Genomic DNA, 23,812 nt, shown 5'->3' with positions numbered 1-23,812 from the left:
TCTGACGCACTGTCGGATCACCCGAAGCTCAACCGGCGGCCCGAGTGGACGGCGCTCGCCGACCACCGCGGCCGGGGGCAGGCCTCGCTGCGGGAGCTGTTCGCCGCGGACCCGGGGCGCGCCGACCGCTATGTCGTCCGGGTCGGCGACCTGCTGATCGACTACAGCAAGCACCTGATCACCGACGAGACCCTGGCCCTGCTGCGGGAACTGGCCGCCGCCACCGACGTGTTCGGCCTGCGCGACGCCATGTTCCGCGGCGAGAGGATCAACCTCACCGAGAACCGGGCCGTGCTGCACACCGCGCTGCGCGCGCCGCGCGAGGCGGTGGTGGAGGTCGACGGTGAGAACCGCGAGAACATCGTCCCGGCCGTGCACGCCGTCCTGGACAAGATGGCCGACTTCGCTCGCCGGGTCCGCTCGGGCGAGTGGACCGGTCACACCGGCCGGCGCATCAGGAACGTCGTCAACATCGGCATCGGCGGCTCCGACCTCGGCCCGGCGATGGCGTACGAGGTGCTGCGCCCCTACACGGCACGGGAGTTGACGTTCCGTTTCGTGTCGAACGTGGACGGCGCCGACCTGCACGAGGCGGTGCGGGACCTGGACCCGGCGGAGACGCTGTTCGTCGTCGCGTCCAAGACCTTCACCACCATCGAGACGATCACCAACGCCACCTCGGCGCGGTCCTGGCTGCTGGCCGGCCTGGACGGCGACGAGAAGGCGGTGGCCAAGCACTTCGTGGCCCTGTCGACGAACGCCGAGAAGGTGGCGGACTTCGGCATCGACACGGCCAACATGTTCGAGTTCTGGGACTGGGTCGGCGGCCGGTACTCCTACGACTCGGCGATCGGCCTGTCCCTGATGATCGCGATCGGCCCGGAGCGGTTCCGGGAGATGCTCGACGGCTTCCGGCTCGTCGACGAGCACTTCCTGAACGCCCCGGCGGAGTCCAACGCCCCGCTGATCCTGGGTCTGTTGGGCATCTGGTACATCGACTTCTTCGACGCCCAGTCGCACGCGGTGCTGCCGTACTCCCACTATCTGTCCAAGTTCACCGCCTACTTGCAGCAGCTGGACATGGAGTCCAACGGCAAGTCGGTGGACCGGGACGGCGATCCGGTGGAGTGGCAGACCGGTCCCGTGGTGTGGGGCACGCCCGGCACCAACGGGCAGCACGCCTACTACCAGCTCATCCACCAGGGGACGAAGCTGATCCCGGCGGACTTCATCGGCTTCGCCCGGCCGGTGGCCGAGCTGAGCGGGGAACTCCGTGCCCAGCACGACCTGTTGATGGCCAACTTCTTCGCCCAGACGCAGGCGCTCGCCTTCGGCAAGACCGCCGACGAGGTGCGCGCCGAGGGGGTGGCCGAGGAGCAGGTACCGCACCGCACCTTCCGGGGCAACCACCCCACGACGACCGTCCTGGCCCGCGAGCTGACCCCGTCGGTTCTCGGCCAGCTGATCGCGCTGTACGAGCACAAGGTGTTCGTACAGGGCGCCGTCTGGAACATCGACTCCTTCGACCAGTGGGGCGTGGAGCTGGGCAAGGTCCTCGCCAAGCGCGTGGAGCCCGCCCTCACCGAGGGCGCGGACGTGCCCGGTCTCGACCCGTCCACCAGCAATCTCGTCGCCGCCTACCGCACATTTGGGAAGTGAACTGATCATGCAGCTCGGACTCGTCGGTCTCGGCAAGATGGGCGGCAACATGCGCGAGCGGATCCGCCGCGCGGGCCACACCGTCGTCGGTTACGACCGCAATCCCGATGTCTCGGACGTCAAGGACCTCGCCGAACTGGTCGGGAAGCTGGATGCCCCGCGCACGGTCTGGGTGATGGTCCCGGCCGGGCACGCCACCCAGTCCGTCATCGACGAACTCAAGGACCTGCTCGACGACGGGGACACGGTCGTCGACGGCGGCAACTCCCGCTGGACGGACGACGAGAAGCACGCCGCCGAACTCGGCATCAAGGGCATCGGCTTCGTCGACGCGGGCGTCTCCGGCGGCGTGTGGGGCCTGGAGAACGGCTACGCGCTGATGGTCGGCGGCGACAAGCTGCACGTCGACCGGCTCCAGCCGATCTTCGAGGCGCTCAAGCCGGAGGGCCCGTACGGCTTCGTCCACGCGGGCAAGGTCGGCGCCGGGCACTTCTCCAAGATGGTCCACAACGGCATCGAGTACGCCATGATGCAGGCCTACGCCGAGGGCTGGGAGCTCCTGGAGAAGGTCCGGTCGGTGGACAACGTCCGCGAGGTGTACCGCTCCTGGCAGCAGGGCACGGTCATCCGCTCCTGGCTGCTCGACCTCGCGGTCAACGCCCTCGACGAGGACGAGCACCTGAACAAGCTGCGCGGGTTCGCGGAGGACTCCGGCGAGGGCCGCTGGACCGTCGAGGCGGCCATCGACCACGCGGTGCCGCTCCCGGCGATCACCTCCTCCCTCTTCGCGCGGTTCGCCTCCCGGCAGGACGACTCCCCGCAGATGAAGATGATCGCGGCCCTGCGCAACCAGTTCGGCGGCCACGCCGTCGAGTCGAAGGAGTAACGCCATGGGGGACCTGCTGCTGGTCCGCCACGGCGAGACGGAGTGGAGCGTGTCGGGCCGGCACACCAGCTGGACCGACCTGCCCCTGACCCACGACGGCGAGGAACAGGCCAAATCCCTCGCTCCGCTCCTGTCCGGCCGGACCTTCGTCCTCGCGCTCACCAGCCCCCTGGACCGCGCGATACGCACCGCCGAGCTGGCCGGCATCACCGGGGCCGAACCCGAGCCCGACCTGCACGAGTGGGACTACGGCGGCTACGAGGGCGTCACCACCGTCGACATCCACCGCACCCGGCCCGGCTGGAACCTGTGGCTGGACGGCGTGCCGCCGGGCCCCGCGGGGCATCCCGGCGAGTCACCTGCCGTGGTGGGCGAGCGGGCCGACCGGGTGCTGGCCCGAGTGGACGCCGCCCTGGCCACCGGCCCCGGCGACGTGATCCTCGTGGCCCACGCCCACTTCCTACGCGTGCTGGCCGCCCGCCGCCTGGGCCTGTCCCCCGCGGACGGCAGCCTGTTCCAGCTGGCGACGGGCACACTCAGCCGCCTGTCGACGGAACACGGACGACCCGTGATCGCACAGTGGAACACCAGCCCCTGACACCCCACACGAAAGCCCCGGCCGCCCACCGCACACCAGCGACGGGCGGCCGCGGCACACCGACGGCCGCGGGCTGTCACGCACGGGTAGTGGGCAGCCGTCGGATACCAGGGGCCGTGAGCCGTCAAACACCGGCAGTGGGGGTCGCCGCACAGCAGCAGATGCGGGCTGTCGCAGACCGGCAGCGGGGGTCGCCGTACACCGACAGCTGCGGGCCGTCGCACACCGGCAGCGGGCAGCCTTCGCATACCGGCGGTGGGGGTCGCCGCACACCACCAGCCCCAAGCCACCACACACCGGCAACAACACCCCCCGCACACCCCCAGCGGGAACCGTCGCCATCCAGCCCCCGGCGGGGTAGTCTCCCGGTCCGGCGCAGAGTGCGCTCCAGGCCCGAAGGAAACCGATGACCACCGTCGACCGACCGGCACGACCGAGCGGGCGGAGCCGTGACGGCGCCCGTACCCGGGCCGAGATCCTCGACGTGGCGACCCAGGAGTTCGCCCGGTCCGGATACGACGGTGCCCGCGTCGACGAGATCGCCGCCCGCACCCGTACCACGAAGCGGATGATCTACTACTACTTCGGCGGCAAGGAGCAGCTGTACACGGCCGTCCTGGAGCGGGCGTACCGCGCGATCCACCACGCCGAGCGGGACCTGGACGTCGCGCACCTGGACCCGGTCGCGGCCGTGCGCCGGCTGGCCGAGCTCACCTTCGACCACCACGAGCGGCACCCGGACTTCCTCCGGCTGGTCGGCATCGGCAGCGCCCACGCGGCCGGCCACCTCGCCGCCGCGGCGAAGCTCGGGACGATCGGCTCGCCCGCCCTCGACGCGCTGCGGAACGCACTCGCCGCGGGCCGGGCGGCGGGCCGGTTCACGGCCGAGGTGGACGCCGTCGACCTGCACGCGATGATCAGCTCGTTCTGCTACTTCCGGATCGCCGGCCGGCACACCTTCGGCGCGCTGTTCGCCCGGACCCCGGTCGTGCCCGCGCAGCGCGAGCACGACCGCGCCATGCTGGGCGACATGGTGATCGCCTACCTCACGGCGGAGCGCGCGGCGGGCTGAGCGCCGCTCACCAGCAGGTCGGTCCAGGCCGCCGCCACCCTGTCCAGGGAGTACGACTCCCGTACCTGGTCGCGGGCCAGCTCCGAGGCGGCCCGCCAGGGCTCCGGCTCACCGAGGCCGTGGATCGCCTCCGCCATCGCCTCCGGGTCGTCGTGGATCCAGCGGCGGTCGTAGATCTCGTCCGCCCCCGGCCAGGGCAGCAGTGCCGGTACGGCGCCCGAGGCCATGCCCTCGGCCGGGGCGAGGTGGAAGCTCTCGTCGTCGCTGGTGGACAGGACGTGCCCGATCCGCCGCAGCCAGGCCGGCACGTCGGCGCCGAAGTCGTCGAAGACGACGGCCCCTTCGAGCAGCGGGGACGTCTGCATACGGCGCAGGATCGCGTCGTAGTGCCTGCGTTCCTCGGGCTTGTTCCAGATCCACCAGTACTCCCACGGCGGCTTGGACTTGACCGAGAGGTGCCAGCGCGGGTCGCGGGCCCGCAGCCGCTGCAGGACGTCGAGACCGAGGTCGAGGCGCTTGCGGCTGGGCGCGATGCCGATCATGCCGAGCCGGAAGCGGGCGCCGGGCGCCTTGGGCCGGTCGAGCTGGTCGGTGTCCACCCAGTTCGGGACGACCACGACCTTGGACTCGGGCCAGCCGGTGTGCTCCAGGGTGCGGCGGGCGTAGTACGGGCTGACGCACACCACCCGGTCGACGGCGTCGATCTCGACCTGCCGGGGCCACTCGGCGTCCAGCTCGAAGCGGTGCAGCCGGATCACGAGCCGGCTGCCGCGCCGCTTGTGGCGGCTGTACCAGACGGCGGCCGGACCGCACCACTCGACGACCACCACGTCCGCCCAGTCGGCGAGCGCACGGCTCGCGGCCGGGTCGTGCCGGGCGAGCGCGGGCCAGGCGTCGACGCGCACGTCGAGTCCGGGCAGGGCACGGAAGTGGTCCAGGAGGCGGGTGAGGAACTTCAGGTCGTGGCCCGCGACGCCGACCCGCAGCGGGCGCGTCCGGGCGGTCACGGCGGGCGGCGCCGCCGGGAAGGCGTGGTCGAGGTGGGCGCGCCAACGGGTCGCGGCGGCCCGGAGCGTGTACCGGCCGGCGGCCTCCCGGCAGCGGTCGGCCGCCAGGCGCCGGGCCTCGGGTTCGCGGGCGGCGCGGGCCACCGCCTCGGCGGCGTCGGCGAGTTCGGCGCGGCCCCGGACGAACAGCGGGTAGTCGGAGCCGAGCAGCGTCTCGTGGGCGGGGGTGCGGTTGAGCACGACGGGCAGGCCGAGCGCACCGAACTCCAGGACCTTGGTGGACAGTTCGAGGCTGGCGTCGAGGAGGCTGTCGCGCCAGCCGAGACCGACGTCGCAGTCGGCGGCGATGCGCATGGCCTCCTCGCGGGACTGTCCGCCGTGGTGTCGGACGCCGGGGGTGTCGCCGTGCAGCGCCCGGTACATCGCCTCACGGAAGCCGGGGTGGGCGGAGTCGTCGTGGATCTTGTCGCCGACGGTGTGGAGTTCGGCGTGCACGCCCCGTTCGGCCAGCAGGGCCGGCAGCCGGGTCATGGGCAGGGTGTTCCACAGCGGTGCGAACTTGCCGGTGTACACCAGCCGCAGCGGGTCGTGCGGCCGGGTGCGCTCCGGAGTCGGGAAGCCGGGCTCGGGTACGGCGGGCGGGCAGAGCACGCTGCGGCCGCAGGCCTGCGGCACCCACGCCTCCAGGTGGCCGCGCAGTTCCTCGGTCTGGCACAGGAGTTGCCGGGAGGCGGCGGCGATCCGGACGAGTTCCGCGCGGGCCTCCTCGGTCATGGCGGCGGCGGACTGCGGGATGTCGGTGAGGTAGGCCCAGATCCGCCCGTGGAAGTGGCCGTCGGCGACGACCCGGGAGACCAGTCTGCGGCCGCGCAGCACGAGCAGGTCGCAGGGCTCCTCCCGGTCCAGCCGGGCCAGCAGTTGCGAGGCCTGCACCGGGGACAGGGTCTGGCCGCGCTGCCCGTCGACCAGCCGTTCCTCGTGCGGCCGTACCACCGTCACGCCGGGCAGCCCGGCCAACGGATCGATCAGCCGCCCGGTGCGGACGGGGGCCTTGAGCACCAGCCGGGTCGTGCACCCGGCCAGCGACAGCGCCTGCACCGTCGACTGGGCCCAGACGGCGGAGCCGTCGATGAGGTTGAGGTCCACGTCGCCGTAGACCAGGGCGCGCACCACACGGCTCATGACGGCTCCTTCCCGCGCACGGCGAACAGTCGGTACCCCTGGCCGCACCACGCCTCGGGTGGCGCACCGGCCCGGTGCAGGGACCGGCGCACCAGCAGCGGACGCCGCAGGGCCGGTACGAAGGTGAAGTCCTCGCCGCCGGGCGCGTGCCCCAGCGCGTCGGCGCCCGAGTACTCCTGGGCGCACATCAGGTCCAGCAGCAGGGTGTCCGGGCGGTCCTCGTCGGGGTCGCTCCAGTCGGCGACCCAGGCGACGGTGGGCGCTCCGGTGCGCACGGTGACCCCGGCGGCGTCGAGTTCCTCCAGGCCTTCCGGGTCCGGTACGAGCACTTCGGCGGGCCGGTGGTCCTGGCCGAGGACCTGCGCGACGAGCCGGGCCCGGTCGGTGCGGTCGCGCGGGGCGGCCAGCACCGCGACCCGGCGTTCGTCCAGCGGGTCGGGGGCGCCGACCAGCCGCGCCAGCTCGGCGAGCCGGACCCGGGTGCTGTCCCACTGGAAGACCTCTCGGAGCCGTTCCTTGCCTTGTGCGGCCGGGTCGAGCCGGGAGAGCCGGACGCCGGTGTCCGTGTCGAGGACGGCCTCCCAGGTGAACTGGGCGAGACCGGGGGCGGAGGCCGGCGGGGCGTCCCGCCACAGGACGGTGGCCCGGCCCAGGGCCCGTGCCTCGGTGAGGAGTTCGGCCATGCGGCGGTCCAGATCGGGGGCGAGGCCGCTGCCCGCGAGCGACCAGGGCCCCGTTCCGGTGCAGGCGCTCAGCTGCACCACCACGGCGTCCGGGTCGGTGCGCCGTACGAGCACACCGCCGTCGTGCGGCAGCAGGCGGTTGACGACGGCGTCCGCCGCGAAGTCCTCGGCGGTGGCGTCGGTGAGCACTCCGGCGATCACCAGCCGGTCGCGGGGCGCGCAGGAGAACGCGCGGTGGACGAGGTAGAGGCGGTCGTCGGCGGCCGCGGGCGCGGCGTTGTCGGCCGCCGGGCGGGCCGTCGGCGCGACCTTCTTCACGGTCCGCCCGCGCCACATCCCGTACAACTCCCGTGGCAGGCGCGCCGCTCCGCGCCGCGGCGACCGGGCGGCCGAGACCAGCGCCCGCCCGACCCGCAGCGAGGTCGAGCCCTCCAGCATGGCGACGCGTGCCTTCAGCACGTCGACCCGCTCCCGGGCGCCGCGCAGGGCGGAGGCCAGCTGCTCCCGCTCGCGGACGGCGGCGGCCAGCCGGTCGGCGAGCCCGTCCGCGCGGGCCGCGTCCCGGGCGCGCTCGGCCTCCTCGGCGCGGCGCTCCAGGTCGAGCACCCGGGCGCGCAGGGAACGCGAGACGAGGTCGGCGAACACGTACTCGTCGGCGATCCTGAGGGCGGTGGCGAAACCGTCCGAGGGCACGGCACGGCCGAACCAGTCGTGCGGGGGCAGGAGTTCGTCCCCGCCGGTGCGGGCGAACACGGCGCCCGCGTGCAGGTGCGTGTAGTCGAGCGGGGCGGCGCGCAGCACCTGGCAGCCGTGCGTCACCAGGGCGTCCAGCAGCCGGTGGTAGGGCGGCTCGGGGTGTCCGAGGAGCAGCAGGCCGCGCGCGCCGGGCCGCAGGCGTTCCAGTACGGCGAGGCAGTCGTCCTCGGTGCCGTGCAGGGCGGGGTCGGGGCCGTACGACAGGAGCACCAGTTCGCCCTCGCCGACCGGCCGTTCGGCGTCGTCGCGCAGGGCGACGCCGTCGGGGAGATGGAGGTAGGGGTCCAGGCGCAGGCCGTGGCCGGTGGCGTCGACGACCGTGGTGACGCCGTCCAGGTGCGGGTGGAGCAGATCGGTCAGGCGCATCAGCGGGTCCTCGTGAAGACGTGGAAGCCGACTTCGTTCTCCCGGAAGCCGTACGGCCGGAACTCGGTGTGCCGCAGCCCGAGGGGTTCGAGTTCGGCGCGGTAGGCGGCGGTGGGCCGGTGCACGATGTAGTCGCCCCGCGGTCGGGGTACGCGGACGTCCTCGTCGGTGACGATCAGCCGGCCGGTGACCCGGACCAGGGAGGCCAGGTTGCGCAGGCCCGCCGCCCACTCCGCGTCGTCGAGGACGTGGAAGAGGACGTCGACGCAGAGCACGACGTCGTACGGCCAGGGGCTGCGCCAGGTGTCGAGCCGGGCCTCGGTGTAGCGCGGGCCGCCGGCCGCGGCGCGGGCCCGCTCGATGGCCTCCCGGCTCGCGTCGAAGGCGTCGACGCGGTGGCCGCAGCGGGCGAGGGCCCGGGCGAAGTGGCCCTTGCCGCAGCCCGCGTCGAGCACGAACAGCGGGGCGATCGTGCTGTTGAGGTCGCCGATGAGGGTGAGCAGGGCGCCGAGCCGCAGGCCGTAGAAGAGCTCGTTGCCCGCGCGGTCCAGGCTGATGTGACCGCCGGAGGCCAGGTCGTCCTGCTCCCGGTGGCGGATGTCCCAGTACGTGTCCTCGGGGGGATCCGGGTCCGTGCCGAGGTCCAGGGGGATGTCGGTGCGGTCAGTCATGGTGCTCCAGCCACTGGGTGACCACGCGGGCGATCCGGGTGCCCGCCCTGCCGTCCCACAGCGGCGGCCCCTCGGCCGACGCCGCCGCCCCGCCGTCGAGCGCCTTGCGCAGGGCGGGCACGAGTTCGGCGTGCGTCACGAGGCGGTTGGTGCCGTGGGTGACGGTGACGGGGCGTTCGGTCGTGGTGCGCAGGGTCAGGCAGGGCACACCGAGCACGGTGGTCTCCTCCTGCACCCCGCCCGAGTCGGTGATCACGGCGGCCGCGCCCCGCACCAGGCTCATGAACTCGACGTAGCCGAGCGGTTCGAGCAGGTGGACGCCGGGCGCGCCGTCCAGGCCGGCCGCGCGCAGCGCCGCCTGCCCGCGCGGATGCAGCGGGACGGCGAGGTCGAGATGGCGGGCCGCCTCGGTCAGCGCGCGGGCGGCGACGTGGGCGGCCTCGGGATCGTCGACGTTGGCGGGGCGGTGCAGGGTGACCACGCCGTAGCGGTCGGGCAGCCCGTACGCGGCCCGCGCGGCGGCCGGGTCGAACAGGTCCAGATGGGTGAGCAGGGTGTCGATCATCGGGTTGCCGACGAAGTGCACCCGGTCCAGGTCGGCGCCCTCGCGGGCGAGATGGCCGACGGCCTCCGGGCTGGTGACGAACAGCAGCTCGGCCAGCTGGTCGACCAGACGCCGGTTGACCTCCTCCGGCATCGTCATGTCGAAGCTGCGCAGGCCCGCCTCCACGTGCGCGACCGGGACGCCCAGCTTGGCGGCGACCAGGGCCGCGGCCAGCGTGGAGTTGACGTCGCCGTACACGACGACGAGGGCCGGGGCGCGGGCGGTCAGCTCGGCCTCCAGCGCCACCAGCAGGTCGGCGGTCTGCCGGGCGTGGCTGCCGGAGCCGACGCCGAGGTCGGTGTCCGGCTCGGGCAGTCCCAGCTGACGGAAGAACACGTCCGACATCCGGGCGTCGTAGTGCTGGCCGGTGTGGACGAGGACCTGGTCGCAGCCGGCCACCCCGAGCGCGGCGACCACCGGCGCGGCCTTCACGAAGTTGGGCCGGGTGCCGACCACATGGAGTACGCGGCCGTTCATGTCGTTGCCTCCCATGAGCGCTCCGCCTCCGGGGCGCCCGAGCGGATGTGCAGAGCCCGTTCGTGCTCGGCCCTTCGGGGTGCCGCCGGGCGTTCGGCACCGCGTCGCGCGCTCCGTCGGCCTACCGTGGCGGCATGTCCCGTCGTATCCCCCGCGCTGTCAGTCTGGCCGCTTCGGTGGCCTGGGGCGAGTTGCGCCACGACCCCGCCCGGGCCGCGCTGCTCGGTGTGCGGCTGCTGCCGGCACCGGTGCGGCGCCCGGCGCGGCCCGTCGAGCGGTGGCTGTCCGGCCGGGCACGGTCGGCCGGACCGGTGGCCACTCCGTCCGCCGTTCGGGTGACGGCCCCCGCCGGACGGCCGGTCCGGCCGGTCCCTGGCCGGGTGCTCCATGTGGTGACCAATTCGCTGCCGTTCAAGCACGCCGGCTACACCGTGCGCACGCAGAAGCTCGCCGAGGCGCAGCGGGCGGCCGGCCTGGATCCGCACGTCGTGACGCGGATCGGGTTCCCGGTGGCGCAGGGGGTGCTGGACGCCAGTGCGCTGCAGACGGTGGGCGAGGTGCCGCAGCACCGACTGCTGCCGGCCTGGCTGCCCTACGGACAGGGCCCGCTGCTGAACCGCAACGCCGAGTTGGCGGGCCGGCTGGTGGAGCGGCTGCGGCCGGCCGTGCTGCACGCGGCGACCGACCACGGCAACGGCCGGGTGGCCCTGGCCCTGCGGGAGTCCTACCGGCTGCCGGTGGTGTACGAGGTGCGGGGCTTTTTGGAGGAGACCTGGCTGACCCAGCGGCCGGGACGCGGTCCGCAGGACTCCGTGTACCGGATGCGGCGCGCCCTGGAGACGCACTGCATGCGCGAGGCCGACCTGGTGCTGACGCTGGGCGCCGCGATGAAGGCCGAGATCGTGGGCCGCGGGGTGCCCGAGGAGCGGGTCCTGATCGTGCCCAACGCCGTGGACGAGATGTTCCTTGCGCCGCCGCCGGACGGGGCACCGGTGCGGGCCCGCTTGGGCATCGCCCCGGACGAGTTCGTCGTCGGCACGGTCAGCAGCCTCACCCCGCACGAGGGCATCGGCACATTGCTCCATGCGGGTGCCGAGCTGCGCCGGCGAAAAATCCCGCTGCGGTTGCTGATCGTCGGCGAGGGACCGGAGCGCGCGGCGCTGGAGCGGCAGGCCGCCCGGCTCGGCCTGCTGGACGACCGCGTCGCCCTGTTCACCGGCCGCGTCCCGCACGCCCAAGTGCGGGATTTCCACGCCGTGTTGGATGTGTTCGCGGTGCCGCGCACCGACGAGCGCGTCTGCCATCTGGTGACCCCTCTCAAGCCCGTCGAAGCGATGGCGAGCGGTCTCCCCGTGGCCGCAAGTGATCTCACCGCGATGCGAGAACTCGTCGAACCGGGAGTTAACGGGCAGCTAATTCCTACCGAATCACCACTTGCTTGGGCAGATGCCCTCGAAATATTGCTCTACAGTCAAAAGCGGCGGCTCGAATACGGAGCCGCCGCTCGCGCGCTGGTCGCGCGGGAACGCACCTGGGACCGGGTCGCACGGACGACCCGAGAGGCGTATCGAGCTCTGGGATGCCTCTGAGGTCCCGTGCACACAACCCAATCCAGCCGTGAAGGCCGGGTGAATCCCTATGCAGGTCGAACAGGCCGAACCACTCGGGGACATGAGTGCAGAGCTCGGGGACGAGAAACCGACCGACGGTGTCGAACTCGCGGTGATCGGGCTCGGCTACGTCGGACTGCCGCTGGCACGGGAAGCCGTGTCGGTCGGTCTGAGAGTCGTGGGACTGGACCGGGATCCGCGCGTGGTCGCGGGTCTCAACGCCGGACACTCCCACGTCGACGACGTCAGCGACGACGACGTCCGCCGGATGCGGGAGGCCGGCTTCACCGCCCATACCGACGACGCCTGTCTGGCCCGGGCGCAGACCGTGGTGATCTGCGTGCCGACCCCGCTGGGCGAGGACGGCGGGCCCGATCTGGGCGCGGTGACCTCGGCCGCCCGCGCGGTGGCGGGCCGGCTGCGCCGTGGGCACCTGGTGGTGCTGGAATCGACCACCTACCCCGGCACCACCGAGGAGATCCTCCGCCCGCTGCTGGAGGAGTCCGGACTGCGGGTCGGCGAGGACTTCGCGCTCGCCTTCTCACCCGAACGGATCGATCCCGGCAACACCCAGCACGGGCTGCGCGAGACCCCCAAGGTGGTCGGCGGCTGCACCCCGTCGTGCGCGGTGCGCGCGGTGGCCTTCTACGGCAAGTTCATCGAGACGGTCGTCCAGGCGAAGGGCACCCGCGAGGCCGAGATGGCCAAGCTCCTGGAGAACACCTATCGGCACGTGAACATCGCGCTGGTCAACGAGCTGGCCATCATCAGCCGCGAACTGCACGTCGACGTGTGGGACGCGATCCGCTGCGCGAGCACCAAGCCCTTCGGCTTCCAGGCCTTCCGGCCGAGCCCCGGGGTGGGCGGGCACTGCATTCCCATCGACCCCAACTACCTCTCGTACAAGGTGCGTTCGTCACTGGGTTACGAGTTCCGGTTCGTCGAGCTGGCCCAGGAGATCAACCGGCGGATGCCCGAGTACGTGGTGCGCCGCGCCCAGGACCTCCTGAACACGGCCGAACGTCCGCTGCACGGTTCGCGGGTGCTGCTGCTCGGCGTCACCTACAAGCCGGACGTTGCCGACCAGCGCGAGAGCCCGGCCGTGCCGGTGGCGCGGCTGCTGCGGGAACGGGAGGCGGACATCTCCTTCCACGATCCGCACGTACCGCTGTGGTCGGTCGACGGGGTCAACGTGCCCCGCGTCCCCGACCTGATGACGGCGGTACGCGAGCACGAACTGACCATCCTGCTCCAGGACCACTCCGCCTACGACCTGCCCGCCCTGGCCGACGCGGCGCGGCTGCTGTTCGACACCCGGGGACGGATCTTCCGGCCCGGCGTCGAGGTCCTGTAGCCCACTCCCCCAGTCGGCCACGCTCCAGGCGGCCGGCCTCCGGTCGGCCGCCCCCGTCGCCCATCGCGGTTGTTTCGCGCGGAGTTGAAAGGTGCTCTGATGCGGATACTCGTCGTCACCGTCGTCCACCATCCCGAGGACGCGCGCATCCTGCACCGGGAGATCGCCGCGCTGCGGGAACGGGGCCACCAAGTGGTGTACGCGGCCCCGTTCTCGGCCCGCGAGGTGGTCCCCCGCCCGTACCTGGAGGGCGTGGACCTCCCCCGCGCGGCCGGCCGCGACCGGCGCGCGGCCCTGCGCTCGGCCCGCGCCCTGCTGACCGAGCGCGGCGCCGAGGTGGACGTGGTGCTGCTGCACGATCCGGAGCTGCTGCTGGCGCTCCCCGGCGCCGTGCGCCGCTGGCGGCGCGCCGGTGCGGCCCCCGTGACCGTCTGGGACGTCCACGAGGACACCGCCGCCGCGCTCACCATGAAGGCCTGGCTGCCCAAGGCGCTGCGGCCGCCGCTGCGCGCGGCGGTGCGGGCGGCGGAGCGGCTCGCGGAGCGGCATCTGCGGCTGCTGCTCGCCGAGGACGCCTACCAGGCCCGGTTCCGCCGCGTCCACCCCGTCGTCCCCAACTTCGCCACCGCACCGGCCGACCCGCCCGCCCCGCCGGGCGCCGACCGGGTCGTCTACCTGGGTCATCTGTCCCGGGCGCGCGGTGCGCTCGACCTGATCGCCACGGCACGGCTGCTGGCGCCGGCCGTCCGCGTCGAGGTGATCGGCGCGGCCGACCCCGACGTCCGGCACATCCTCGCCAGGGCCGACCGGGACGGGGTGCTGCGCTGGCACGGCTTCCTGCCCAACGACCGTGCCCTGCAACGGCTTTCGGGCGCGCTCGCCGGCCTGTCCCTGCTGCACGACCAGCCCAACTACCGCCACTCGCGGCCCACCAAGGTCGTCGAGTACATGGCCCACGGCGTCCCCGTGGTCACCACGCCGACCCCGCTGGCGGCGGAGCTGGTGGAGCGGTACGACTGCGGTCTCGTGGTGCCCTACGAGGACCCGCGGGCGGCGGCGGAGGCGGTACGGCGGCTGGCCGCCGACACCGAGCTGCGGCTGCGCACCGCCCGACTCGGCCGCGAGGCCGCCCTGAGCGCCTTCGACTGGCAGGACCGTTCGGCGGAGTTCGTGGACCTGCTGGAAGGGTGGGTCAAGGAGGAGTCGGCCGGGGTCACGGTAGCGGGTGACGGGGCTCGTAGAGGCTGAGCTCACCGCCGCCCGGCAGCCGGAAGCCGGTCACCCGGCCCCACCGCGCCTCCTCCACCGGCCGGGTGAACTCCACGCCCTTGTCCCGGAGTTCGGCGGTGGTCGCGTCGAGGTCGTCGCACATCAGCATCAGTTCGTGCGACGGCTCGCCGTCCGCCGGGTGGCAGGCCACCTCGGTGGGCGGCGCCTTGAAGATCAGCCATCCGTGCCCGGCGTCGACGTGCGTCCACCCGAGTACGTCCCGCAGGAACGCCCGGTCCGCCTCCGCGTCACCGCTGTACAGCACCACATGTGCGCCATTGATCACGCGCGGAGGCTAGTGCGGTGCGGGGCCGGGGACAAGCACCGACTCCGGCCGGTGCCGCCGCGCCTCACGCGGACGGGTCCACGGCGGCATCGAGGAGCGGCCGGAGTTCGCGGACGACGGTCGTCAGGGGGCGTACGTCCCGTTCGGCGCGGGCCATCAGGATCGCGCCCTCCAGGGTGCTGATCATCAGCGTGGCGAGCGACGCGGCCCGTGCGACGGGCACCCCCATGTCCGTCAGTGCCTCGGCGAGCGGTGCGCGCCAGGTCGCGAACGCGGCGGCCGCCGCCTGCCGTGTCGCGGCCCCCGTGGCGGCGCAGTCCACGGTGGCCGCGGCGACCGGGCAGCCGGAGTCGAAGCCGGACGTCTCGTACTCGTCGGTCCACTGCCGCGCCATCGCCGCGAACAACCCGCTCGGCGACGGCTCGTCCAGGGCGGCCAGGAACCGCGCGATCCGCTTGCCCGCGTACCGGCCCGCCCAGCCCACGGCCTCGTTGACCAGCTGTTCCTTGCCGCCCGGGAAGTAGTGCTGGAGCGATCCGCGCGGGGCCCCGGCGTGGGCGGCGACCTCGCGCATGCCGGTCGCGGTGACCCCGTCGCGCCGGATGAGCTGGGCCGCGCTGAAGACCATCCGCTCGCGCGGCCCCCGCTGGGCCTGTGCCATCCCGACCTCCCGGCGTGCCGTGCGTGGATCCGCGCCCACTCTATGACCGGCGTCATAACGCCCGCTACTATGACCGCTGTCATATTCGGTCCCCCGGCCGGAGGGCGGTCCCCCGTGCGCGTCGGTTTCATCGGTCTCGGAGTGATGGGCGGGCCCATGGCCCTGCGGCTCGCGCGGGCCGGCACCCCGCTCGTGGTCTGGAACCGCACCCCGGCTCGCGCGGAGCCGCCGCGCGCGGCCGGCGCGGCGGTGGCGAGCGGCCCCGGCGAGGTGTTCGCGCGGGCGGACGTGGTGCTGCTGATGATGGCCGACGAGGCCGCGACCGACGCCGTACTGGCCCGTGGCGGGCCGGAGTTCGCCGCGCGGGTCGCCGGACGCGTGATCGTCCCGATGGGCACGACCTCGCCCGGCTACTCCCACTCCCTGGAGGCCGACGTCCGAGCCGCGGGCGGGAGTTATGTCGAGGCCCCCGTCTCGGGGTCGCGGATCCCGGCGGAGCGGGGGCAGTTGGTGGCGATGCTGGCCGGGGACGAGGCGGCGGTGACGGTCGTTCGGCCGCTGCTCGCGCCGCTGTGCCGGGAGACGTTCGTGTGCGGTCCGGCGCCCCGCGCCCTGCTGATGAAGCTGTCGGTGAACCTGTTCCTGATCACCCTGGTCACCGGGCTCACCGAGGCGTTCCACTTCGCCGAGCGGCAGGGCCTGGACCCGCGTCTGTTCCTGGACGTGCTGGACGCGGGCCCGATGGCCAGCGGGGTCTCCCGGATGAAGGCACCCAAGCTGCACACCCGCGACTTCGCGGTGCAGGCGGCGGCGCTGGACGTCCTCAAGAACAACCGGCTGATCGCCGAGGCCGCCCGCGCGGCGGGCCTCGCCTCACCGCTCCTCGACACCTGCCACGCACTCTTCGAGGAGACGGTGACCCAAGGGCACGGCGGCGAGGACATGGTGGCGGTCCTGCACGCGATCGAGGCCCGCACCGCCGAGGGGGCGGCCGGCTAGTCGCCCTTGGGGATGCCGTACGCCCGTTCCACCCGCAGCCGCAGGACCAGGCGGCGGTCGCGGACCATCGCGGCCCGGTACTCGTCCCAGTCGGGGTGCTCGCCGGCCGCGTCGCGGTAGAGGCGGACGAGTTCCTCGACGGTGTCGTCGTGCGGGTCGCCGGCGACCGGTGACAGCTCCGCAGTGCCCTCGGCGACCGTGTACGCCCACCGGTCGGTGGTGGTGACGTGGTACGACGCCCGGGGGTCACGGCGCAGGTTGCGGGTCTTGGCGCGGTCGTCGGTGAGGGAGATCCGGATGACGCGCTCGCCCGGGTAGTAGGCGTGGCTCACGTTCGACAGCTGGGGGCGGCCGTCGCGCTTGAGGGTGACCAGCACCCCGCCGTGGTGCTCGGAGAGCAGCTTCAGCAGTGCGTCCTGTGTCGCGTCCTGAGTCATGTCTGGATCAACGGGACCGGGCGGGCCGCGCATTCCCGAGCGGGCCCGACTCGTAGACGGTGTCCACTCATTCGGTAGACACCGTCTACTCACGACTGGTAGACAGTGTCTATGAACAGTGATGCGGAGGCGGGGCTGCGCACCCGTCTGGTCGACGTCGGCGTGGAACTGGTGGCCGCCGAGGGCGCCCAGGCGCTCACCCTGCGGGAGATCGCCCGCCGCGCGGGGGTCTCGCACGGGGCGCCGCGCCGCTACTTCCCCACCCATCTGGAACTCCTCTCGGCGATCGCGCGCCGCGGCTTCGACGCGCTGGCTCAGCAGGCGGCCGCGGCGCTCGACGACGGCACGGTCGGTCCCCGCGCGCGACTGACCCGGCTGAGCCGGACCTATCTGCGGTTCGCGCTGGACAACCCCGGCATGTACGAGCTGATGTTCCGCCACGACCTGCTGGAGAGCGGCCACTTGGGCCTGCGGGAGACGAGCCTGCCGCTCTTCGGCCTGCTGACCGAGCTGGTCGGCGGGGTCCGGCCCGAGGCGGACGCCCGGCTCGTCGCCGGCGCGTTGTGGGCGAACCTGCACGGCATCGCCCAGCTGTGGGGCTGGGGCAGCCTGCAACTCGCCACCGGTGTCCAGGACTTCGACGCGCTGCTGTGCTCCGCCCTGGACGCCCACCTCGGCCCGGAGGGCGGCCGGTGAACCGCCGACTGACGCTGGCGAGCAGCGTGGTGGGCGCCGTGGTCGTCGCCCTGGACGGTACGGTCTTCACGGTCGCGCAGCCCACCCTGCAGCGGGATCTGCACGCCTCGTTCGCCGCGGTCCAGTGGACGAGTACCGCCTATCTCATCGCGGTGGCAGGCCTGTTGGTGTTCGCCGGGCGGCTCGGCGACCGCTACGGGCAGTGGCGGGTGTTCGCCTGGGGCATGCTCGGCTTCGGTGCGGCGTCGGCTGCCATCGGTCTCGCGCCCGGGATCGGCTGGGTGATCGCGCTGCGCGTCGTGCAGGGGGTGTGCGGCGCCCTGCTCCAGCCGGCCACGCTGGGGATGCTGCGCGCCGCGTACCCGCCGGACCGGCTCGCGATGCCGCTCGCGGTGCGCACCAGCGCCATCGGTCTTGCGGCCGCCGCGGGGCCGGTCGTGGGCGGGGCGCTGGTGACGGGGCCGGGCTGGCGTGCCGTGTTCTTCCTCAACGTGCTGCCCGCGCTCGGCTTCGGCCTGCTCGTCCTCACCGCGCGCGGGCCGCGGCCGGAGCGCTCGCGCGCCGGCCGGCTGGACGTGCCGGGTGCGGTGCTGCTCGCGGTGACGCTGGCCTGCCTGGTGCACTTCCTGGTCGCCCCGTACTGGCCGGAGCTGGGCGTGGCGGTGCTCGCCGGTGCCGTCCTCGTCCGGCACGAGCGGCGCACCGCGAGCCCGCTGCTGCCGGCGCGGGTGATCGGCTCGGCGCCGGTGGGCGCGGCGCTGGGCATCCTGGTCGCCGCGTCGGCGGCACTGTTCGGCACGCTGTTCGCCGTCACCTATGTCCTGCAGCGGACGCTCGGCCTCGACCCGTTCCAAAGCGCCCTGCGCGGACTGCCGTTGGCCGCGCTGATGGTGGTGGCCGCCCCCGGGTGCCCCGTCCTGCTGCGCCGGGTCGGCGCCCGCCGGACGACCGGGGCGGCGGTGGCCGTCCTCGCGCTCGGCGTCCTGGTGCTGTCGCGGGCGTCCGGCACGGCCGCCCTGTGCGGCGGATTCGCGCTGCTGGGCGCCGGTTTCGGCACGGTGATGGTGGCGGCGACCCATGTCGTCGTACGGCAGGCGGACGTCGACTCGGCCGGAGTGGGGGGCGGGTTGCAGCAGACGGCCCTGAACATCGGCCCGACGCTGGGGGTCGCCGTGGCGAGCGCGGTGATGGCCGGCCAGGGCACCGAGCGGACCCTGCTCCTGCTCGCGGCCGTGGCCGCGCTCGCGGTGCCGGCGGCCCGCGCACTGCCCGCCGACCGCGTCGCGTCGATCACACCACACCCCGATGAACGGGACCTTGCGGCTGTTCCTGCGCGACGATGAGAACCGGTGGGTTCCAAGGCCGTCCCAGGGGCGGGGCAGGCCGGACCGCACCGCGTACGGCGCGACTTGAGGAGAGCCATGGCACCACTACGTCAGGACGTCGACCCGGACGAGGCCGGACTGGACGCGAAGGCGCTCGACCGCCTCGACCAGTACTTCGCCCACCACGTCGACGAAGGGCGCCTGCCCGGCTATCTGGTGTCCGTGGCCCGCGGCGGCCGTGTCGCCCACCTCACCACGTACGGCCACCGCGACGTCGCGGCCGGGCTGCCGGTCGAGGCCGACACGCTGTGGCGGATCTACTCCATGACCAAGCCGGTCACCGCGGTCGCCGCCCTGCTGCTGGTGCAGGAGGGCCGGCTGTCGCTGGACGACCCGGTCGAGCGCCACCTGCCGGTCTTCGCCAACCCCCGGGTGTACGAGGGCGGTTCCGGCGACGAGGTACGCACCCGCCCGGCCGCCGGACCGATCCTGGTCCGGCATCTGCTCACCCACACCGCGGGCCTGACCTTCGGCTTCTACTACTCCCACCCCGTCGACGCCCTCTACCGCGCGGCCCGGCTGGAGTCCTCGGTGCCGCCGGGCGCGAACCTCGCCGAGACGGTCGACGTGTACGCGAGCCTGCCGCTGCAGTTCGAGCCGGGAACGCAGTGGAACTACTCCGTCGCCTCCAACGTGCTCGGCCGGGTCATCGAGGTGGTGTCCGGGCAGCCGCTCGACGAGTTCTTCGCCGAGCGGATCTTCCGGCCGCTCGGCATGACCGACGCGGGCCTGCACATCGGGCCGGAGCAGGAGGAGCGGCTGTCCGAGCTGTACGGCGAGACCGAGGCGGGCGGCATCGAGCCGATCCCGGGGCTGCCGCTCAAGGGGCGCCCGCGGTTTCTGTCCGGCAGCGGCGGCATGGTCGCCTCGGCGCACGACTACCACCGGTTCATGGAGATGCTCCGCCGGGGCGGCGAGCTGGACGGCGCCCGCCTGTTGACGCCCGCGACGGTGGCCCTGATGACGGCCAACCACCTCCCGGACAACGCCGATCTGCGCGCCTTCGGCGCCCCCGCCCACCAGGAGCCCGGCAACGCGGGCGTCGGCTTCGGCTTCAACGTCTCCGTCGTGATCGACCCGGCCCGCACCCTCGCCCCGACGAGCCCGGGCGCCTACGGCTGGAGCGGCGTGGCGACCACCACCTTCTGGGTGGACCCCGGCCGCGACCTGACCGTGCAGTTCATGACCCAGGTGCGGCCGAAGACGCTGAAGGTGTTCCCGGAGCTGAAGCGGCTCGTGCACGAGGCGGTCGTGGACTGAACCGGCCCGGCGCGGCCACGGGTGGCGCCCGGTCACACCAGGTTGGCCTCCGGGCGCGGGGCGTCGGCCGCGAACCGGTCGGCGCTCAACGGGCCGACGTCCAGGAAGGGCGCGCGGCCGAGGTACAGGTCACGGACGACCTCGCCGACGGCGGGTCCCTGGAGGAACCCGTGGCCGGAGAACCCGGTCGCGTACAGGAAACGGGACGGTGAAGTCGCCTCGCCGATCAGGGCGTTGTGGTCGGGGGTGTTCTCGTACAGGCCGGCCCAGCCGCCCGTGCGGCGCAGGTCGAGCAGGGCGGGCGCGCGGTGCCGCATCGCCTCGTACAGCCGGGGGATCCAGCGGTCGTGGGTGTCGGTGGCGAAGCCGGGTTTCTCGTCGGGGTCGGACATGCCGACGAGGAGGCCGGGGCCCTCGGCGTGGAAGTAGAGGCTGGTGGTGAAGTCGATCGTCATGGGGAGCTTCGGCGGCAGCCCGGTGACGGGTTCGGTGACCGCGATCTGGCGGCGCAGCGGCTGTACCGGCAGGTCGACGCCGGCCATCGCGCCGACCGCCCGGGACCAGGGGCCGGCGGCGCAAATCACGGTGTCGGTGGCGATGCGGCCCAGGGTCGTGGTCACGGCCGTGAGGGTGTCGCCGTGGCGTTCGATGCCGGTGACCTCGGTGTGGCGCAGGATGCGGGCGCCGTGGGCGCGGGCGGCGGCCGCGTAGCCGTGGACGACGGCTTCGGGTGTGCAGTGCCCGTCGTCCGGGGAGTAGGCGGCGGCGAGCAGCCCCTCGGTGGTGATCAGCGGGGAGCGGCGGCGGGCCTCCTCGGGGGTGATGAGGCGGCTGGGCACGCCGAGGGAGTTCTGCAGCCGGACGCTCTGCTCGAAGGAGGCGACCTGTTCGGGCGTCGACAGCAGGAAGAGGTAGCCGACCCGGTGCAGCCCGATGTCGTGGCCGATCTCCTCCCCGAAGCGGTCGAAGGCCTCCAGGCTCCTGGCCCCGAGCCGGATGTTGAGCTCGTCGGAGAATTGCGCCCGCACCCCGCCCGCCGCCCTTGAGGTGGACCCGGCGGCCAGTTCGTCCCGCTCGACCAGGACGACGTCCCGTACGCCCGCGCTCGCCAGGTGGTAGGCGATGCTCGTGCCCATCACACCGCCGCCCACGATCACGACCCGGGCCTGGAGATTCACGCCTCTGCCTCCTTTGCCGCGCGGACCACGACCCCGGCCGCCGCGGCGTCCTGGGTGCCGGGCCCGCCGCCGTCGCGGTGGACGATGTCACCCTCATCCTGTCCGGACCGCCGCCGGGCGAATCAGGACCAGTGGGCGACCGCGTCCAGATGGGGAAGGTTGTGGTCCATTCGTTCCCGCTTGGTCCGCAGATACGTGATGTTGTTCTCGCACGGCTCGATCAGCAGCGGTACCTGCTCGGCGACCTCGATGCCGTGCCGCAGCAGCGCCTCGCGCTTGCGCGGGTTGTTGGACATCAGACGTACGGAGCGGACGCCCAGGTCGCGCAGGATCTCGGCGGCGACGCGGTAGTCGCGGGCGTCGACCGGCAGGCCCAGGGCCAGGTTCGCCTCGACGGTGTCCAGGCCCTCCGCCTGCAGGGCCATCGCGCGCAGCTTCGCCAGCAGGCCGATGCCCCGGCCCTCGTGGCCCCGCAGATAGACGACGATGCCGCTGCCCTCCGCGACGACCGCGCGCAGCGCGGAGGCCAACTGGTCGCCGCACTCGCAGTGCTGGGAGCCGAACGCGTCACCGGTCAGGCATTCCGAGTGCAGCCGGGTCAGCACGTTCTCGGTGCCGATGTCTCCGTAGACCAGGGCCACTTGCTCGTCGCCGCGGTCGTGGTCGAGGTAACCGACCGCCTGGAATTTCCCGTACACGGTGGGCAGCGGGGCATTCACAACCCGTTCCGCGCCCGAACGCCGCGGGGACTTCTTGCCGAGTACGCCGATGTTTTCTGTCATGATCTGATTCCTAAGCAGAGACGAAAGGCCGTGAAAAGATGAGTGGTTCGGGCGCGCGTACGGAGGCATACGGTCTGTTGCCGGAGGACACCACACAGGACGTACGGACGCGGGGGGCCGGCGTCTCACCACAGATCGCCGTCCTTCCCGTCGGAAGCTTCGAACAGCACGGGCCGTTCCTTCCGCTCGCGACCGACACGCTCGTCGCCTGTGCCATCGCCCGGGAGATCGCCGCGGCGTACCCGGTGCACCTCCTTCCTCCGGTGACGATCGCCTGCTCGCACGAACACGCTGCCTGGCCGGGGACCGTCAGCATCTCCTCCGTGACGCTTCATGCGGTGGTACGGGACATCGCCGCGTCGCTGCGCCGTTCGGGCGTCGACGCGCTCGTCGTGGTCAACGGCCACGGCGGCAACTATGTGCTGGGGAACGTCGTACAGGAAGCCTCCGCGCGTGGGGAGCGGATGGCGCTGTTCCCGGCGGCGGAGGACTGGGAGGCGGCGCGGGAGCGGGCCGGGGTCCTCACCTCGCTGCTGACCGACATGCACGCGGGGGAAATCGAGACCTCCATTCTGCTGCACGCTCATCCTGAATTCGTCCGCCCTGGTTACGAGTCCGCCGATTTCGTCGCGGACGACCGCCGTCATCTGCTCACCGTGGGAATGTCCGCCTATACCGAATCGGGTGTCATCGGCCGTCCTTCCCTGGGGTCGGCGGAAAAGGGCAAGGAACTGCTGGCGAGCCTCGCCGAATCCTTCGGAGCGTATGCCGAGTTGCTCACGTCCGCGGACGAACGCGGGTAACCGGCGTGGGGAGCGTGACCGGGCTCCGTCGCGGCGGTCCCGGCACGCAGTCCGCCGTACCAGCGGACGAGGAGGACGGCGACGCCGGGCAGGCTCGCCACGAAGCTCAGCACCCCGTACACCACGGCGACGGCCACCCCGCTGCTCGCGCCCAGGCCCGCGGCGCCGAACGCCCAGGCGGTGACGCCCTCGCGGGGGCCGAAACCGCCGATGTTCAGCGGCAGGCCCATGGCGACCAGGGCGAGGACCGCGATCGGCATCAGCACGGCGACGGACGCGGCCGATCCGGCGACCCGGGCCGCCACCACGAACATCGCCAGGTGCCCGGCCAGGACGACGGCGGAGGACAGCGCGACGCCGGGCCCGTTGGCGCGGGACAGCAGGCCCTCGCGCGCCTCGGCGAGGGTGTTGCGCAGGGCGCCGCCGCGCCGGGAGGGCGCGCGGTTCAGGCGGACGGCGAGGACGACGGCGAGCGCGCCCGCCGCGGCGAGGGCCACCAGCGGGGCGAAGTTGCGGGCGTCGTCGCGGACCGGGGACGGCAGCGTCAGCAGCACCACCGCGCCGAACACGGTCAGCGCGACCTGACCGGCGACCCGTTCCAGGACGACCGCCTTGACCCCGCGCCGGACGTCGCCGGCGCTCTGCCCGTGCCGGACCGCCCGGTGCACGTCGCCCAGGATTCCGCCGGGCAGGGCCGCGTTCAGGAACAGCGCCCGGTAGTAGTCGGCCACGGCGGGCCCCAGCGGCAGCCGGATCCGCAGGCCCCGGGCCACCAACTGCCAGCGCCAGGCGCTGAACACGGTGGTGACGACGCCGATGCCGAGCGCCGCCAGCAGGGTCACGGTGTCGATCCGGCGCAGTCCGTCGAGGAGGACGCCGGTGCCCAGCCGCCACAGCAGGGCGGTGAGGATGGCGACGCCGGCGACGGTGCCGAAGTGGGTGCGCACGGCGTGGGTGTTGAGGCGGGCGAGGAAACGGCGCGGACCGCCGCCCCGGGCGGGGGCCGGTGGGGCGGCCGCCTCCGGGGCGGCGGTCTTTGCCGCCGTGGGCACGCGCGGGGGCGCCGCGACCCGTGCCGTGTCGCCGAGGTGCGAGCACGTGCGGGTCGTGAGCATCGGCGCCACGCGCGTG

General features: G+C 73.2%; 21 protein-coding genes and 1 pseudogene. 12 read left to right on the top strand and 10 right to left on the bottom strand.

Going from position 1 to position 23,812, the window contains the following annotated elements; all coding sequences use genetic code 11:
* The first annotated feature begins 9 nt into the window (after positions 1-9).
* The 4 genes from pgi (at position 10) to IPZ69_RS02980 (ending at position 4,215) form a co-directional block, all read left to right on the top strand.
* On the top strand, positions 10-1,659 hold the full coding sequence (gene pgi, locus IPZ69_RS02995) for a glucose-6-phosphate isomerase (RefSeq protein WP_235452175.1): 1,650 nt from the start codon (positions 10-12) through the stop codon (positions 1,657-1,659).
* 7 nt (positions 1,660-1,666) lie between these two features.
* Complete coding sequence (gene gnd / locus IPZ69_RS02990; RefSeq protein ID WP_235452055.1) at positions 1,667-2,545, top strand: phosphogluconate dehydrogenase (NAD(+)-dependent, decarboxylating); 879 nt, start codon at positions 1,667-1,669, stop codon at positions 2,543-2,545.
* Positions 2,546-2,549: 4 nt separating this feature from the next.
* On the top strand, positions 2,550-3,143 hold the full coding sequence (locus tag IPZ69_RS02985) for a histidine phosphatase family protein (RefSeq protein ID WP_235452054.1): 594 nt from the start codon (positions 2,550-2,552) through the stop codon (positions 3,141-3,143).
* A gap of 406 nt (positions 3,144-3,549) precedes the next feature.
* The gene (locus IPZ69_RS02980; protein ID WP_235452053.1) at positions 3,550-4,215 is read left to right on the top strand and encodes a TetR/AcrR family transcriptional regulator; all 666 of its coding nucleotides are present in this window, start codon (positions 3,550-3,552) and stop codon (positions 4,213-4,215) included.
* On the opposite strand, the gene IPZ69_RS02975 is transcribed toward IPZ69_RS02980, so the two are convergent.
* Genes IPZ69_RS02975 through wecB form a run of 4 tightly spaced genes read right to left on the bottom strand, consistent with a single transcriptional unit; the run spans position 4,185 to position 9,976 of the window.
* Positions 4,185-6,404 (bottom strand): glycosyltransferase, encoded by a 2,220-nt coding sequence (locus tag IPZ69_RS02975; protein ID WP_235452052.1) that lies wholly within the window; start codon positions 6,402-6,404, stop codon positions 4,185-4,187. The genes IPZ69_RS02980 and IPZ69_RS02975 overlap by 31 nt on opposite strands.
* A complete protein-coding gene (locus IPZ69_RS02970; protein ID WP_235452051.1) occupies positions 6,401-8,209 on the bottom strand; it encodes a hypothetical protein in 1,809 nt (602 codons plus the stop codon). Before IPZ69_RS02970 ends, IPZ69_RS02975 begins: the two co-directional genes overlap by 4 nt.
* Entirely contained in the window at positions 8,209-8,880 is a 672-nt protein-coding gene (locus tag IPZ69_RS02965) for a class I SAM-dependent methyltransferase (protein WP_235452050.1), read from the bottom strand. The genes IPZ69_RS02970 and IPZ69_RS02965 overlap by 1 nt, the downstream gene beginning before the upstream one ends.
* Positions 8,873-9,976 (bottom strand): non-hydrolyzing UDP-N-acetylglucosamine 2-epimerase, encoded by a 1,104-nt coding sequence (wecB, locus tag IPZ69_RS02960; RefSeq protein WP_235452049.1) that lies wholly within the window; start codon positions 9,974-9,976, stop codon positions 8,873-8,875. The genes IPZ69_RS02965 and wecB overlap by 8 nt, the downstream gene beginning before the upstream one ends.
* A gap of 119 nt (positions 9,977-10,095) precedes the next feature.
* Between wecB and IPZ69_RS02955 the strand changes: the two genes are divergently transcribed.
* From IPZ69_RS02955 to IPZ69_RS02945, 3 genes are all read left to right on the top strand, one after another.
* Positions 10,096-11,550 (top strand): glycosyltransferase family 4 protein, encoded by a 1,455-nt coding sequence (locus tag IPZ69_RS02955; protein WP_235452048.1) that lies wholly within the window; start codon positions 10,096-10,098, stop codon positions 11,548-11,550.
* Positions 11,551-11,632: 82 nt separating this feature from the next.
* A complete protein-coding gene (locus IPZ69_RS02950; protein WP_235452047.1) occupies positions 11,633-12,925 on the top strand; it encodes a nucleotide sugar dehydrogenase in 1,293 nt (430 codons plus the stop codon).
* 99 nt (positions 12,926-13,024) lie between these two features.
* Complete coding sequence (locus IPZ69_RS02945) at positions 13,025-14,173, top strand: glycosyltransferase family 4 protein (protein ID WP_235452046.1); 1,149 nt, start codon at positions 13,025-13,027, stop codon at positions 14,171-14,173.
* Here IPZ69_RS02945 and IPZ69_RS02940 read toward each other — a convergent pair.
* Both IPZ69_RS02940 and IPZ69_RS02935 read right to left on the bottom strand, forming a co-directional pair.
* Complete coding sequence (locus IPZ69_RS02940; RefSeq protein ID WP_235452045.1) at positions 14,139-14,480, bottom strand: VOC family protein; 342 nt, start codon at positions 14,478-14,480, stop codon at positions 14,139-14,141. The two genes, IPZ69_RS02945 and IPZ69_RS02940, sit on opposite strands and share 35 nt — an antisense overlap.
* Positions 14,481-14,544: 64 nt before the next feature.
* The gene (locus IPZ69_RS02935; protein ID WP_235452044.1) at positions 14,545-15,141 is read right to left on the bottom strand and encodes a TetR/AcrR family transcriptional regulator; all 597 of its coding nucleotides are present in this window, start codon (positions 15,139-15,141) and stop codon (positions 14,545-14,547) included.
* Between the two features lie 114 nt (positions 15,142-15,255).
* On the opposite strand from IPZ69_RS02935, the gene IPZ69_RS02930 reads away from it, so the two are divergent.
* The gene (locus IPZ69_RS02930) at positions 15,256-16,140 is read left to right on the top strand and encodes an NAD(P)-dependent oxidoreductase (RefSeq protein ID WP_235452043.1); all 885 of its coding nucleotides are present in this window, start codon (positions 15,256-15,258) and stop codon (positions 16,138-16,140) included.
* Here IPZ69_RS02930 and IPZ69_RS02925 read toward each other — a convergent pair.
* Entirely contained in the window at positions 16,137-16,577 is a 441-nt protein-coding gene (locus IPZ69_RS02925; RefSeq protein WP_235452042.1) for a PPOX class F420-dependent oxidoreductase, read from the bottom strand. The two genes, IPZ69_RS02930 and IPZ69_RS02925, sit on opposite strands and share 4 nt — an antisense overlap.
* A gap of 111 nt (positions 16,578-16,688) precedes the next feature.
* Between IPZ69_RS02925 and IPZ69_RS02920 the strand changes: the two genes are divergently transcribed.
* From IPZ69_RS02920 to IPZ69_RS02910, 3 genes are all read left to right on the top strand, one after another.
* The gene (locus IPZ69_RS02920) at positions 16,689-17,273 is read left to right on the top strand and encodes a TetR/AcrR family transcriptional regulator (RefSeq protein WP_235452041.1); all 585 of its coding nucleotides are present in this window, start codon (positions 16,689-16,691) and stop codon (positions 17,271-17,273) included.
* On the top strand, positions 17,270-18,616 hold the full coding sequence (locus IPZ69_RS02915; protein ID WP_235452040.1) for an MFS transporter: 1,347 nt from the start codon (positions 17,270-17,272) through the stop codon (positions 18,614-18,616). Before IPZ69_RS02920 ends, IPZ69_RS02915 begins: the two co-directional genes overlap by 4 nt.
* Before the next feature lie 78 nt (positions 18,617-18,694).
* Complete coding sequence (locus IPZ69_RS02910) at positions 18,695-19,918, top strand: serine hydrolase domain-containing protein (protein ID WP_235452039.1); 1,224 nt, start codon at positions 18,695-18,697, stop codon at positions 19,916-19,918.
* Positions 19,919-19,950: 32 nt separating this feature from the next.
* Here IPZ69_RS02910 and IPZ69_RS02905 read toward each other — a convergent pair whose 3' ends face one another.
* Entirely contained in the window at positions 19,951-21,096 is a 1,146-nt protein-coding gene (locus tag IPZ69_RS02905; RefSeq protein ID WP_235452038.1) for an NAD(P)/FAD-dependent oxidoreductase, read from the bottom strand.
* A 122-nt stretch (positions 21,097-21,218) separates the two neighbouring features.
* Entirely contained in the window at positions 21,219-21,878 is a 660-nt protein-coding gene (gene ribA / locus IPZ69_RS02900; protein WP_235452037.1) for a GTP cyclohydrolase II, read from the bottom strand.
* A 38-nt stretch (positions 21,879-21,916) separates the two neighbouring features.
* Between ribA and IPZ69_RS02895 the strand changes: the two genes are divergently transcribed.
* On the top strand, positions 21,917-22,681 hold the full coding sequence (locus IPZ69_RS02895; RefSeq protein WP_308407420.1) for a creatininase family protein: 765 nt from the start codon (positions 21,917-21,919) through the stop codon (positions 22,679-22,681).
* A 95-nt stretch (positions 22,682-22,776) separates the two neighbouring features.
* On the opposite strand, the pseudogene IPZ69_RS02890 reads toward IPZ69_RS02895, so the two are convergent.
* Positions 22,777-23,796: pseudogene (locus IPZ69_RS02890) on the bottom strand (lysylphosphatidylglycerol synthase transmembrane domain-containing protein); the annotation flags it as partial.
* Between the last annotated feature and the right edge of the window lie 16 nt (positions 23,797-23,812).

It is taken from the genome of Streptomyces olivochromogenes (genome assembly GCF_021538895.1).
Classification (GTDB): domain Bacteria; phylum Actinomycetota; class Actinomycetes; order Streptomycetales; family Streptomycetaceae; genus Streptomyces; species Streptomyces olivochromogenes_A.
Note: the sequence above shows the minus strand (reverse complement) of the source record. Positions and strands in the feature narration are given on the sequence as shown.

What these genes read in the sequence shown, in the direction of transcription:
- gnd (WP_235452055.1), top strand. Translation starts at nt 1,667, where the DNA reads ATGCAGCTCGGACTCGTCGGTCTCGGCAAGATGGGCGGCAACATGCGC.
- IPZ69_RS02985 (WP_235452054.1), top strand. Translation starts at nt 2,550, where the DNA reads ATGGGGGACCTGCTGCTGGTCCGCCACGGCGAGACGGAGTGGAGCGTG.
- IPZ69_RS02980 (WP_235452053.1), top strand. Translation starts at nt 3,550, where the DNA reads ATGACCACCGTCGACCGACCGGCACGACCGAGCGGGCGGAGCCGTGAC.
- IPZ69_RS02975 (WP_235452052.1), bottom strand. Translation starts at nt 6,404, where the DNA reads ATGAGCCGTGTGGTGCGCGCCCTGGTCTACGGCGACGTGGACCTCAAC.
- IPZ69_RS02970 (WP_235452051.1), bottom strand. Translation starts at nt 8,209, where the DNA reads ATGCGCCTGACCGATCTGCTCCACCCGCACCTGGACGGCGTCACCACG.
- IPZ69_RS02965 (WP_235452050.1), bottom strand. Translation starts at nt 8,880, where the DNA reads ATGACTGACCGCACCGACATCCCCCTGGACCTCGGCACGGACCCGGAT.
- wecB (WP_235452049.1), bottom strand. Translation starts at nt 9,976, where the DNA reads ATGGGAGGCAACGACATGAACGGCCGCGTACTCCATGTGGTCGGCACC.
- IPZ69_RS02955 (WP_235452048.1), top strand. Translation starts at nt 10,096, where the DNA reads ATGTCCCGTCGTATCCCCCGCGCTGTCAGTCTGGCCGCTTCGGTGGCC.
- IPZ69_RS02950 (WP_235452047.1), top strand. Translation starts at nt 11,633, where the DNA reads ATGAGTGCAGAGCTCGGGGACGAGAAACCGACCGACGGTGTCGAACTC.
- IPZ69_RS02945 (WP_235452046.1), top strand. Translation starts at nt 13,025, where the DNA reads ATGCGGATACTCGTCGTCACCGTCGTCCACCATCCCGAGGACGCGCGC.
- IPZ69_RS02935 (WP_235452044.1), bottom strand. Translation starts at nt 15,141, where the DNA reads ATGGCACAGGCCCAGCGGGGGCCGCGCGAGCGGATGGTCTTCAGCGCG.
- IPZ69_RS02925 (WP_235452042.1), bottom strand. Translation starts at nt 16,577, where the DNA reads ATGACTCAGGACGCGACACAGGACGCACTGCTGAAGCTGCTCTCCGAG.
- IPZ69_RS02920 (WP_235452041.1), top strand. Translation starts at nt 16,689, where the DNA reads ATGAACAGTGATGCGGAGGCGGGGCTGCGCACCCGTCTGGTCGACGTC.
- IPZ69_RS02910 (WP_235452039.1), top strand. Translation starts at nt 18,695, where the DNA reads ATGGCACCACTACGTCAGGACGTCGACCCGGACGAGGCCGGACTGGAC.
- ribA (WP_235452037.1), bottom strand. Translation starts at nt 21,878, where the DNA reads ATGACAGAAAACATCGGCGTACTCGGCAAGAAGTCCCCGCGGCGTTCG.
- IPZ69_RS02895 (WP_308407420.1), top strand. Translation starts at nt 21,917, where the DNA reads ATGAGTGGTTCGGGCGCGCGTACGGAGGCATACGGTCTGTTGCCGGAG.